The 11491-nt window shown below is 61.8% G+C and carries 12 protein-coding genes; 10 read left to right on the forward strand and 2 right to left on the reverse strand.

Annotated elements, in window-relative coordinates:
- The first annotated feature begins 126 nt into the window (after positions 1–126).
- Positions 127–3033: a [protein-PII] uridylyltransferase gene (locus ACS4RR_RS00520; protein WP_170257388.1), complete on the forward strand. Its 2907-nt coding sequence runs from the start codon at positions 127–129 to the stop codon at positions 3031–3033.
- A gap of 24 nt (positions 3034–3057) precedes the next feature.
- On the forward strand, positions 3058–4635 hold the full coding sequence (gene murJ / locus ACS4RR_RS00525) for a murein biosynthesis integral membrane protein MurJ (protein ID WP_222292472.1): 1578 nt from the start codon (positions 3058–3060) through the stop codon (positions 4633–4635).
- A gap of 2 nt (positions 4636–4637) precedes the next feature.
- On the opposite strand, the gene ACS4RR_RS00530 is transcribed toward murJ, so the two are convergent.
- Complete coding sequence (locus ACS4RR_RS00530; RefSeq protein WP_260109933.1) at positions 4638–4994, reverse strand: endonuclease domain-containing protein; 357 nt, start codon at positions 4992–4994, stop codon at positions 4638–4640.
- A gap of 350 nt (positions 4995–5344) precedes the next feature.
- Complete coding sequence (locus tag ACS4RR_RS00535; protein WP_222280040.1) at positions 5345–5773, reverse strand: YcbK family protein; 429 nt, start codon at positions 5771–5773, stop codon at positions 5345–5347.
- Between the two features lie 188 nt (positions 5774–5961).
- On the opposite strand from ACS4RR_RS00535, the gene ACS4RR_RS00540 reads away from it, so the two are divergent.
- The 8 genes from ACS4RR_RS00540 to olsA all read left to right on the forward strand — a co-directional run bounded on the left by ACS4RR_RS00540 (position 5962) and on the right by olsA (position 11491).
- Positions 5962–6360, forward strand: a complete 399-nt coding sequence (locus ACS4RR_RS00540; RefSeq protein WP_026154399.1) for a VOC family protein — start codon at positions 5962–5964, stop codon at positions 6358–6360.
- Positions 6361–6490: 130 nt separating this feature from the next.
- Positions 6491–7555, forward strand: coding sequence for a tryptophan--tRNA ligase (trpS, locus tag ACS4RR_RS00545; RefSeq protein ID WP_017966736.1), 1065 nt, complete (start codon positions 6491–6493; stop codon positions 7553–7555).
- Between the two features lie 84 nt (positions 7556–7639).
- Complete coding sequence (locus tag ACS4RR_RS00550; protein ID WP_003544884.1) at positions 7640–8131, forward strand: universal stress protein; 492 nt, start codon at positions 7640–7642, stop codon at positions 8129–8131.
- 209 nt (positions 8132–8340) lie between these two features.
- Entirely contained in the window at positions 8341–8907 is a 567-nt protein-coding gene (locus tag ACS4RR_RS00555; protein ID WP_260109932.1) for a NifU family protein, read from the forward strand.
- Positions 8908–8995: 88 nt separating this feature from the next.
- Positions 8996–9658, forward strand: coding sequence for a tRNA (adenosine(37)-N6)-threonylcarbamoyltransferase complex dimerization subunit type 1 TsaB (tsaB, locus tag ACS4RR_RS00560; RefSeq protein ID WP_260109931.1), 663 nt, complete (start codon positions 8996–8998; stop codon positions 9656–9658).
- Positions 9655–10155: a GNAT family N-acetyltransferase gene (locus ACS4RR_RS00565; RefSeq protein WP_170260407.1), complete on the forward strand. Its 501-nt coding sequence runs from the start codon at positions 9655–9657 to the stop codon at positions 10153–10155. Before tsaB ends, ACS4RR_RS00565 begins: the two co-directional genes overlap by 4 nt.
- Positions 10156–10237: 82 nt before the next feature.
- Positions 10238–10666 carry a Fur family transcriptional regulator gene (locus ACS4RR_RS00570; protein WP_017966732.1) on the forward strand — a complete coding sequence of 143 codons (429 nt, stop codon included), beginning with the start codon at positions 10238–10240 and terminating at the stop codon, positions 10664–10666.
- Positions 10667–10693: 27 nt separating this feature from the next.
- Positions 10694–11491 (forward strand): lyso-ornithine lipid O-acyltransferase, encoded by a 798-nt coding sequence (olsA, locus tag ACS4RR_RS00575; protein WP_260109930.1) that lies wholly within the window; start codon positions 10694–10696, stop codon positions 11489–11491.

Raw genomic sequence — 11491 nt, forward strand, 5'->3', positions numbered from 1 at the left:
GGAAAACCGGCGCCTTGCGTCAAAGCGCCCTCGCCTCTTGACGCGAACCAACACCATTTCGCCAAATTTAAAGGTTCTTGCACTATCAAAGCCCGTGTCAATCGCCGGGCAAAGGGGCTATAGCGCATGCAGACGAAACAAGCGGCAGGCCGCGAACCGGCAGTCCGGCATGAACAGGAAACCGCCCCGGCGACAGCGATGCGCGACCTCGATTTCTCCAACATCCTCGACATCGAGCTCTTGCAGAAGCAGTGTGACGCCGTTGCCGAGGCCAACCGCAACCGACCCGACATCCTGCGCGCCGATCTTCTGGCGGTGCTGAAGAAGGCGAGCACGGAGGGCCGGCAGAAGGCGCGCGAGGCACTCATGGCCGACGGCGGCGGGCTGAATTGCGCCTACCGGATTTCCTGGCTGCAGGACCAGATCATCACCGTCCTCTACAATTTCGCCACCGCCCATATCTTTCCGCATCAGAAAAACAAGTTCGCGGTGACCGCCGTCGGTGGCTACGGCCGCGACACGCTGGCGCCCGGCTCGGATATCGACCTGCTCTTTCTCTTCCTGCCGAGGCCGGCGGAAGAGACGCACAAGGCGGTCGAATTCATGCTCTACGTGCTCTGGGACATGGGCTTCAAGGTCGGCCATGCCACCCGCACGGTGGAGGAGTGCATCGCGCTTTCCAAGTCCGACATGACGATCCGCACCGCCATCCTGGAGATGCGCTGCATCTGCGGCCTGCAGCGGCTGGGAACCGAGCTCGAGACCCGCTTCGACAAGGAAATCGTCACCGGCACCGGTCCCGAATTCATCGCCGCCAAGCTTGCCGAGCGCGACGAACGCCACCGCAAGGCGGGCGACACGCGTTATCTCGTCGAACCGAACGTCAAGGAAGGCAAAGGCGGGCTTCGCGACCTGCACACGCTGTTCTGGATCTCGAAATATTATTATCACGTGCGCGACCAGGCGGAGCTGGTCAAACTCGGCGTGCTGTCCAAGCACGAATACCGTCTGCTTGAGAAAGCCGACGATTTTCTCTGGGCGGTGCGCTGCCATATGCACTTTCTGACCGGCAAGGCCGAGGAGCGCCTGTCCTTCGACATCCAGCGCGAGATCGCCGAAGCCTTCGGCTATCATACGCGCCCGGGCCTTTCGGCCGTCGAGCGCTTCATGAAACACTATTTCCTTGTCGCCAAGGATGTCGGCGATCTCACGCGCATCCTTTGCGCTGCGCTTGAAGACCAGCAGGCGAAGGCGATCCCGGGCCTTACCGGCGTCATCAGCCGCTTCACCCATCGCAATCGCAAGATCGCCGGCAGCGTCGAATTCGTCGAAGACCGCGGCCGTATCGCGCTCGCCGACCCCGAGGTCTTCAAGCGCGATCCGGTCAACATCATCCGGCTCTTCCATGTCGCCGACATCAACGGGCTGGAATTCCATCCGGACGCGCTGAAACGCGTCACCCGTTCACTCGCCTTGATCGACACCAGCCTGCGGGAAAATGATGAGGCGAACCGGCTGTTCATGTCGATCCTGACGTCGAAGCGTGATCCGGCGCTCATCCTGCGACGGATGAACGAGGCCGGCGTGCTCGGCCGTTTTATCCCGGAATTCGGCAAAATCGTCGCGATGATGCAGTTCAACATGTATCATCACTATACGGTCGACGAACATCTGATCCGCACCGTCGACATACTCTCCGAGATCGACAAGGGACGCGCCGAGGATCTGCATCCGCTCGCCAACAAGCTGATGCCCGGCATAGAGGATCGCGAGGCGTTGTATGTCGCCGTTCTCCTCCACGACATCGCCAAGGGCCGGCAGGAGGATCATTCGATCGCCGGCGCCCGTGTCGCCCGCAAGCTCTGCGCCCGCTTCGGCCTATCGCAGAAGCAGACCGAGATCGTCGTCTGGCTGATCGAGGAACATCTGACCATGTCGATGGTGGCACAGACCCGCGACCTCACCGACCGCAAGACGATCACCGATTTCGCCGACCGCGTGCAATCGCTGGACCGGCTGAAGATGCTCCTGATCCTGACGATCTGCGATATCCGCGCCGTCGGTCCGGGTGTGTGGAACGGCTGGAAGGGCCAGCTGCTGCGCACGCTCTATTATGAAACCGAGCTGCTGCTCGCCGGCGGCTTTTCAGAGGTCTCCCGCAAGGAGCGGGCCAATGCCGCCGCCGAGGCGCTGCATTCAGCGCTGGCCGACTGGAGCCAGAAGGACCGCAATACCTATACCAAGCTGCACTACCAGCCCTATCTGCTCTCGGTGCCGCTGGAAGACCAGATCCGCCACGCCCATTTCATCCGTCAGGCCGATAAGGCGGGCCAGGCGCTCGCGACCACGGTGCGCACCGACAGTTTCCACGCGATCACCGAGATCACCGTGCTGTCGCCCGACCATCCGCGGCTGCTCGCCGTCATTGCCGGCGCTTGTGCCGCGGCCGGCGCCAACATCGTCGACGCCCAGATCTTCACCACATCGGACGGGCGGGCGCTCGACACCATCCATGTCAGCCGCGAATTTACCGACGATGCCGACGAGTTGCGCCGGGCTGCGACGATCGGACGGATGATCGAGGACGTGCTGTCCGGCCGCAAGCGGCTGCCCGAGGTCATCGCCACGCGCGCGCGCAACCGCAAGAAAAGCAAGGCTTTCGTCATTCCGCCGTCGGTCAACATCACCAACAGCCTGTCGAACAAGTTCACCGTCATCGAAGTCGAATGCCTCGACCGGCCGGGACTGCTGTCGGAGATCACCGCCGTGCTGTCCGATCTGTCGCTCGACATCCAGTCGGCCCGCATCACGACCTTCGGCGAGAAGGTGATCGACACCTTCTACGTCACCGATCTGGTCGGCCAGAAAATATCCGGCGACAGCAAGCGCGCCAACATCACCGCCCGGATGAAGGCCGTCATGGCCGAGGAGGAGGACGAGTTGCGCGAGCGCATGCCCTCCGGCATCATCGCGCCCGCCGCCACAGCCCGGACATCGCCCTCCACCGACAAGAAAGCCGGTTCCCCCGTATGAGCCAACACGCATGAGCCCAAACGCATGAGCCTCGTCAAGAAATTCGCGACCGTCGGCGGCGCCACCCTCGGGAGCCGCATCTTCGGCTTCGCCCGCGAAACGCTGATGGCCGCCGCGCTCGGCACCGGGCCGATGGCTGACGTCTTCTACGCCGCCTTCCGCTTTCCGAACCTGTTCCGCCGGCTGTTTGCCGAGGGTGCCTTCAACGCCGCCTTCGTGCCGCTCTTTGCCAAAGAGATCGAGGCGAACGGCACGGACGGCGCCAAACGCTTTTCGGAAGAAGTCTTCGGCGTCTTGTTTTCGGTGTTGCTCCTCATCACCATCGTGATGGAGCTTGCCATGCCGCTGTTGGTGCGCTTCGTCATCGCGCCGGGCTTTGCCGACGACCCCGACAAGCTCTCGATCACTATCCGCATGGCGGCGGTGATGTTTCCCTATCTGATGTGCATGTCGCTGACGGCAATGATGAGCGGCATGCTGAATTCGCTGCATCATTTCTTTGCCGCCGCCATCGCACCCGTCTTCCTCAACGTGGTGATGATCGGGGCGCTGTTTTATGCGCTTTATACCGGCGCCGATCCGCTGGCGACGGCCTGGTATCTCTCCTGGGGCGTTCTTGCCGCCGGCGTTCTGCAGCTCGCCGTCGTCTATGTCGGTGTGCTTGCGGCCGGCATGAGCATCGGCCTCCGTTTCCCGAAGATGACGCCGAATGTCAAGCGGCTGCTGATCCTGGCGGTGCCGGCTGCGGTGACGGGCGGTATCACCCAGATCAACCAGCTGATCGGCCAGGCGATTGCGTCGTCCCGCGACGGCGCGATCGCAGCGCTGCAATATGCCGACCGCATCTATCAGCTGCCGCTCGGCGTCGTCGGCGTCGCCGTCGGCGTGGTACTTCTGCCGGAACTGGCCCGGGCGCTGAAGGGTGGCAACCTGCGCGAGGCCGGAAACCTGCAGAACCGCTCGATCGAATTCGTGCTGTTTCTGACGATCCCCGCTGCCTTCGCGCTCTGGATCCTGTCCGACGAGATCATCCGCGTGCTCTATGAGCGCGGCGCCTTCCATCAGGAAAACACCGCCGTCGTCGGCTCGATCCTGGCGATTTACGGCATCGGCCTGCCGGCCTTCGTGCTGATCAAGGCGTTGCAGCCCGGCTTCTATGCCCGCGAGGACACCAAGACGCCGATGCGCTTTTCGGCCATCGCGGTTGCCACCAACTGCGCCACCGCGCTGACCCTCTTCCCCTATATGGGCGCGCCCGGCATCGCGGTTGCCGAAGCCACCGCCGGCTGGATCAGCACCGTGCTGCTGTTCATCACGCTTTTGCGCCGTGGCCACCTGACATGGGAATGGGCGCTGGCAAAGCGTACCGCCCTGCTGATCGTCGCTGCGGCCGTGATGGGCGCTGCGATCGTCTTCCTCAAGCAGCACTGGGCGCCGTGGCTTGCTTCCGGCGCGCCGCTTATCACCAAGATCGGCACCCTCGGGCTGCTGATTGCGATCGCCATGCTGATCTATTTCGCCGCCGCTTTCCTGGTCGGCGGGGCAAATCTCGGCATGATCCGACGCAATCTGAACCGCAAGCCGGCGAAGACGGAAGGGTGAGCTTATTCGCCTCGATTTCGAAGTTGCGTCAGGATGGAAGCGCAGACGAAATCGAGGCTGTTTTCGACTTCATCGTTCCAAAAGCGAAGGATACGGAAGCCTTCGGCCTTGAAATGATCGTCGCGAACTGTGTCGGCTGCGTTCTCCGCATGCTGCGAGCCGTCGACTTCGACAATGATCTTAGCTTCGAAGCAAACAAAGTCGAGAATGTAGCCCCCCAGAGGCACCTGTCGTCTGAACTTGAAACCTTCGAGTTTCCGATCTCGAATGACCTGCCACAACATATTTTCCGCACGCGTCGAATCCTTCCGCATCGCCTTGGCACGGCTTCGATTGATCGGCGGCGGTATGTGGCGCATCGCGTCCCTCCCTGCATCGCGCTCGACGATAGGGTATGCCCCCTCACCTGCAATTTCTAACACTTAGCTGAAGCTAAGATGTTGAAATTGCTTCCTCTCCCACAAGGGGAGAGGGGAAACGCGGCGCTCGCCTGGAAATACCTCTCCCCCTGTGGGAGAGGATACAAAATCAAGATCTTAGCCGAAGGCTAAGTCTTAGATTTTGTTGGTGAGGGGGAGTTTCGGTGCGTGTCGACGATCCCCATTGCCTTGGCCCGCGCTGCGAGCCTTGCCTGTTCAATTGGCCGATATCATGATGGCTGCAATGGATAGGATAAACCGGAACGGGAAGAGGCGGACGGATGGATCCTCTAGCAATCCACCCATCGTCGCTGCGGTCCGACGTCGACATGGATGATGCCGTTGCAATAGCTGCCGATGCCGCCTATGCCCGGCGCGCTTCTTGCGACAGCAATGATCGTGCGCTCCGACAGGCCAGGCATCCTGAAATCGGCCGCCAGACATTTCCCGTGCAGGGACCCGTGGCGGCGGGGATGCGGCCTGTGGCCCGAGGTTATCACCGGGCGGCGGCCGGTCTTCGCAGCAATATACGACAGGACCGCTCGCAGGCGCTCGGGAAAGCAGCCGGCACGAACGCTGACGGTCTGGACCGTGTAGGCGAGACGTGCCTGATGTTTTGGAAGATGAACACCATGCCTTTTCATGTCTTGACCGACGGCACCGGTTGCTGATTGTAGGGCGAAAAGGCCTGCCATGGCGAGCAAAGTTGCGTTCTGCATGGTCCCTCCGATCGGCTATCGCAGCAACCCCATCGGCGCCGGTGCCACGCGGCGGATTCTCAGTTCAAAAAAAGCTTTTTTGTGAAATTTTATACTCCATTATGAGTAAAACGGTTGATCAGTTCGGCTTAAAAACCGGGATATCGCCGCTCAAAACTGGAATAAACATCTCAAACGCGAGGCAACACATGATGATCCAGTCTCTTTTCCTCGTCACTCTCGTCGTCGACGACTACGACCGCGCCAAGGCCTTCTATTGCGACGGCCTCGGTTTCGACTGCCTTCAGGACGAGCCGCAGCCGGAGGGCAAGCGCTGGGTGGTGGTGAAGCCAAGGGGTGGGGATGGCGCCGCTTTTCTGCTGGCGCAGGCGGCAGACGAGACGCAGCGCGCAGCCATCGGCAATCAGACCGGCGGGCGTGTCGGCTTCTTTCTGAAGACCGACGATTTCGCCCGCGACCATGCCGCCATGCTGGCGGCCGGCATACGCTTTCTGGAAGAGCCGCGTCACGAGGTTTACGGCACGGTGGCCGTCTTTGCGGATCCCTACGGCAACACTTTCGATCTGATCCAGCACACTGCCGCCTGAACCCCTTGATTGCGACCGGTTGCCCGTGCATAAGCCGCGGCGTTAGCAATATGGGCGAAAAGCCCTGCTGCATTCTGCAGCAATTTAAACCATGACAGCGTGGGCCCTCCACCAGCCTATTGAGGACGACATGAACGAATTCAAGAAACTCGTATTCTCCGGCGTACAGCCGACCGGCAATCTGCATCTCGGCAATTATCTCGGCGCGATCCGGCGGTTCGTGGCGCTGCAGGAAGGCAACGACTGCATCTATTGCGTCGTCGACATGCATGCGCTCACCGCCCAGCTCGTGCACGAGGACATGCCGAGCCAGACGCGCTCGATCGCGGCTGCCTTCATCGCCGCCGGCATCGATCCGGAAAAGCATATCGTCTTCAATCAGTCGGCCGTGCCGCAGCATGCCGAACTCGCCTGGATCTTCAACTGCGTCGCCCGCATGGGCTGGATGAACCGGATGACGCAGTTCAAGGACAAGGCCGGCAAGGACCGTGAACAGGCCTCGCTCGGCCTTTACGCCTATCCAAGCCTGATGGCTGCCGACATTCTCGTCTATCGCGCCACCCATGTGCCTGTTGGTGAGGACCAGAAGCAGCATCTGGAGCTTGCCCGCGACATCGCGATGAAGTTCAACCTCGACTATGCCGAGCACATCAGCAGGACCGGATACGGCGTCGATATCACCGTCGGCAACGAGCCGGTGCATGCCTATTTCCCGATGGTCGAGCCGCTGATCGGCGGACCGGCGCCGCGTGTCATGTCGCTGCGCGACGGCACCAAGAAAATGTCGAAGTCGGACCCTTCCGACCTCTCGCGCATCAACCTGATGGACGACGAGGACGCGATCTCGAAGAAGATCCGCAAAGCCAAGACCGATCCGGACGGCTTGCCGAGCGAGATCGACGGGCTGCAGGGCCGTCCGGAAGCCGACAATCTGGTGGCGATCTATGCCGCACTCGCCGACAAGTCGAAGGCGGACGTGCTTGCCGAATTCGGCGGCCAGCAATTCTCCGTCTTCAAGCCGGCGCTGGTCGACCTGGCGATCAACGTACTCGCGCCGATTACCGGCGAGATGCGCCGGCTGATGGACGATACCAGCCATATCGACGCGATCCTGCGCAAGGGTGGCGAGCGCGCAAGGGCGCGCGCCGAGGTGACGATGCGCCAGGTGCGCGACGTCATCGGCTTCCTCTATTGAGAGTGACTCCCCTTCTCCCTGTCGCGGGGGAAGCGGAAAAACTGGACTTGCAAATTTTCCGCTTCGGGTGTCAGAGTCCGCGCCATGGTATCGAAGCGACTCTCACGGCTCGAAGGTCACCGCCGCAAATTCATGGCGGTAATCGACGGCACACCGGAATGCCAACGCGCCGTTCATTATGCCGGCCGGCGCGCGAAGAATTCCAATGGCGGGCTGGTGCTGCTCTATGTGATCCCCGATGGGGATTTCCAGCAATGGCTCGGCGTCGAAGAGATCATGCGGGCCGAAGCGCGCGAAGAAGCCGAGGCGGTGGTTGCCAAGATCGCCCAGATCGTGCGCGAGACGATCGGCATCGAGCCTGAGGTCGTCATCCGCGAGGGCGGTGCTGCCGAACAGATCAACGCCGTGATCGAGGAAGACCGCGATGTGGCGATCCTGGTTCTGGCTGCCGGTTCGGCAAAGGAAGGTCCTGGGCCGCTGGTCTCCTCGGTCGCCGGCCGCGCGGCGGCGTTTCCGATCCCGGTCACCGTGCTGCCGGATACGCTGACCAACGAGGAAATCGACGCCCTCTGCTAACGAAACATGCGAGCGGTTTTCGGACGACATCATGCTCTAACTCTTTAAGTTAGAACAGGATTCTAGTTTCAGGCCGACCGGGCCTGAAATCGTCCCGTCCCAGCATTTCTTGAGTACAAGTCTCTTGATTAGAGCCGTCAATCGGCTTATCTTCTTTTGAAGAATTCTAAAGACGGCCGAGGCCCTGGGCAGGCCGCATGGAGAACCAGATGTTCATTCAGACCGAAGCCACGCCGAATCCCGCCACGCAGAAGTTCCTGCCGGGCAAGGTGGTGATGGAAAACGGCACGGCCGAGTTCCGCAGCACTGAGGAGGCTCAAGCCTCGCCGCTCGCCGCCCGCCTGTTCGAAATATCAGGCGTCACCGGCGTCTATTTCGGCTATGATTTCATTTCCGTCTCCAAGGACAATGCCGACTGGCAGCATCTTAAGCCGGCTATCTTAGGCTCGATCATGGAGCACTTCATGTCCGGCAAGCCGGTCATGGGCGATGCCTCCATCCTTTCCGAAGACGCCGATGCCGGCGACGAATTCTTCGACGAAAGTGATGAATCGATCGTGCTGACCATCAAGGAGCTTCTGGAGACCCGCGTGCGCCCGGCCGTTGCCCAGGACGGCGGCGACATCACCTTCCGCGGCTTCAAGGACGGCAAGGTCTATCTCAACATGAAGGGTTCCTGCGCCGGCTGCCCGTCTTCGACGGCAACGCTGAAGCACGGCGTGCAGAACCTGCTGCGCCATTTCGTTCCGGAAGTGCAGGAAGTGATTGCCGCTTAAAAATCTTGAATTCGTCCGGCCGTTCATCTCAGGTTCGGCCGAACGGATTTATCGATAGGCGACACTGGTTTATTCGGAAATTGATGGCATGATCATTCTGGCGCTCGACACGGCGGGTGTGGACTGCGCTGCCGCCGTCTATGACAGCGGCAGGGATACGGTGCTGGGGGAGGCATCGGACATGATCGGCAAGGGGCATGCTGAACATCTGATTGGTATCGTCGATCGCGCGCTGAAGCAGGCGGGACTGGCGCTTTCTCATATCGACCGCCTTGCCGTCACCATCGGTCCGGGCTCCTTTACCGGCATCCGCGTCGGCGTTGCCGCAGCCCGCGGTTTTGCGCTCTCCCTCAATGTTCCCGCCGTCGGCGTCACCACGCTCGAAGTCATGGCATCAGCCCAGCGCGACAAGACGCCTCATCGCGCCGTGCTGGCGGCGATGGATGCCAAGCGGGACGAAATCTACCTCCAGTCCTTCGCAGCCGACGGTTCGTCCCTCGACGCTCCAAGGGCGGTCAGCATTGCTGAAGCGCAGGCTTTTGCCGCCGGCTTCGACGGCGAGATCACCGGTTCGGCGACGCCCCTCCTCAAGGCCGACGCCCTCGGCGATCACACCAACAGGTTCCCGATCTCTGTGGTGGCGCGCCTGGGCGCTGCCGCCTCCCCCGATGCCGGAAAGCCGAAACCCCTCTATCTGCGCGGACCCGATGCCAAGCCGCAGGCCGGGTATGCGATTTCGCGACGAGTATGACGATGCTGGAATCCTATCTGACGCTGAAACCGGAATTCGAGATCATCGCCATGGAGCGTGAGGATTGCCGCGATGTCGCCCTCCTGCACGGCGAGCGGTTTGCCCGCCCCTGGGGCGACGGCGAATTTCACGGCCTGCTGATGCAGGACACCGTGTTCGGCTTCGTTGCGCGCCAGACCAATGCCATCCTGAAAAAGCCGCTTCCGGGGTTCATCCTCGCCCGCCATGTTGCCGGCGAGGCGGAGATCCTGACGATTGCCGTGCAGGCGAAGGTCGCTCGCGCCGGACTGGGCTGGCGGCTGATGCAGGCGGCGATGCGGGAAGCACGCGCGCGCGGCGGCGAGAGCATGTTTCTCGAGGTCGACAACGGCAATACGGCAGCGCTCGGCCTCTACCGCAAGCTCGGCTTCGAAAAGGTCGGCGAACGTCAGGGTTATTATAAACAAGAAAACGGCGCCCTCTCCACGGCGCTTGTCATGAAGCGCGTTCTTCGGTAGTTCCCTGGCAGCGAGATGACCTGCAGGCCGACGCAAATGCCGTGCGGCGTTGTCGAAACACGAATATCTCTATAGGCGGGCGATGACCGATGTAGCCAAGACCCTCGAGGAGCTTTGCACCGAACGCGGCATGCGCATGACCGAGCAGCGCCGCGTGATCGCGCGTATCCTGGAAGAGTCGGAAGACCATCCCGACGTCGAAGAACTCTACCGCCGCTCGGTGAAGGTCGATGCGAAGATCTCGATCTCGACCGTCTATCGCACCGTGAAACTGTTCGAGGATGCCGGCATTATCGCCCGCCACGACTTCCGCGACGGGCGCTCGCGCTACGAAACGGTGCCGGAAGAGCATCACGACCACCTCATCGACCTGAAGACCGGCACGGTCATCGAATTCCGCTCGCCGGAGATCGAGGCGCTGCAGGAGCGCATCGCCCGCGAGCACGGCTTCCGGCTGGTCGACCACCGGCTGGAGCTCTACGGCGTTCCGCTGAAGAAAGAAGATCTCTGAAGCGATGGCAGCCCGGGAGACCAGCATTTGATCGCCTGGCTGCGCATCGCCTTCGCCGCGGTCGTCATCCTTGCCGTCAGCCTCATGCTCATGCCGCTGCAGATCCTGGCGCTGCGGTTCGACTGGCGGCTGCGCCGCCGGCTTCCGCGCGTCTGGCACCGTGTCGTCTGCTATTGTCTCGGCATTCGCGTCCGCGTGAGCGGCAAGCTGGAAGACCGCCGGCCGCTGATGCTCTGTTCCAACCATTCCTCCTGGCTTGACATCATGGTGCTGTCGGCCGTTGCCGACGTCGTCTTCATCGCCAAGATCGAGGTGCGCGACTGGCCAATCTTCGGCACGCTCGCCAAGCTGCAGAAGAGCGTCTTCGTGGTGCGCGAGGAACGGCGCAAGACCGGTCATCAGGCAAACGAGATCGCCGGGCGCATGGCCGACGGTGAGATCGTCGTGCTCTTTCCCGAGGGCACGACCTCGGACGGCAACCGGCTGCTGGAGGTCAAGTCCTCGCTGTTCGGCGCCGCCGCGATGGCCGTGCCTTATTCGCCGACGGGGACGGTCGTGGTGCAGCCGGTCGCGGTTGCCTATACCAGGGTCCACGGCATCGCCATGGGGCGTTATCATCGGCCGCTCGCCGCCTGGCCGGGTGATATCGAGCTGCTGCCGCATCTCATCGACATCGTTCGCTGCGGCGCCATCGACGCCGAGGTTTCCTTCGGCGAGGCGGTGGATTACCGCGCCGATACCAGCCGCAAGGAGGTGAGCGCGACGATCGCCTTGCGCATCCGCAACCTCCTGAACAGCCGCCTGCGCGGGCGGGAAATCTCCTGA

The sequence above is a fragment of the Rhizobium zaerense genome (assembly GCF_051810725.1).
GTDB lineage: Bacteria > Pseudomonadota > Alphaproteobacteria > Rhizobiales > Rhizobiaceae > Rhizobium > Rhizobium leguminosarum_I.

Coding starts and splice junctions, on each gene's coding strand:
- ACS4RR_RS00520 (WP_170257388.1), top strand. CDS start 127: ATGCAGACGAAACAAGCGGCAGGCCGCGAACCGGCAGTCCGGCATGAA.
- murJ (WP_222292472.1), top strand. CDS start 3,058: ATGAGCCTCGTCAAGAAATTCGCGACCGTCGGCGGCGCCACCCTCGGG.
- ACS4RR_RS00530 (WP_260109933.1), bottom strand. CDS start 4,994: ATGCGCCACATACCGCCGCCGATCAATCGAAGCCGTGCCAAGGCGATG.
- ACS4RR_RS00535 (WP_222280040.1), bottom strand. CDS start 5,773: ATGCAGAACGCAACTTTGCTCGCCATGGCAGGCCTTTTCGCCCTACAA.
- ACS4RR_RS00540 (WP_026154399.1), top strand. CDS start 5,962: ATGATGATCCAGTCTCTTTTCCTCGTCACTCTCGTCGTCGACGACTAC.
- trpS (WP_017966736.1), top strand. CDS start 6,491: ATGAACGAATTCAAGAAACTCGTATTCTCCGGCGTACAGCCGACCGGC.
- ACS4RR_RS00550 (WP_003544884.1), top strand. CDS start 7,640: ATGGTATCGAAGCGACTCTCACGGCTCGAAGGTCACCGCCGCAAATTC.
- ACS4RR_RS00555 (WP_260109932.1), top strand. CDS start 8,341: ATGTTCATTCAGACCGAAGCCACGCCGAATCCCGCCACGCAGAAGTTC.
- tsaB (WP_260109931.1), top strand. CDS start 8,996: ATGATCATTCTGGCGCTCGACACGGCGGGTGTGGACTGCGCTGCCGCC.
- ACS4RR_RS00565 (WP_170260407.1), top strand. CDS start 9,655: ATGACGATGCTGGAATCCTATCTGACGCTGAAACCGGAATTCGAGATC.
- ACS4RR_RS00570 (WP_017966732.1), top strand. CDS start 10,238: ATGACCGATGTAGCCAAGACCCTCGAGGAGCTTTGCACCGAACGCGGC.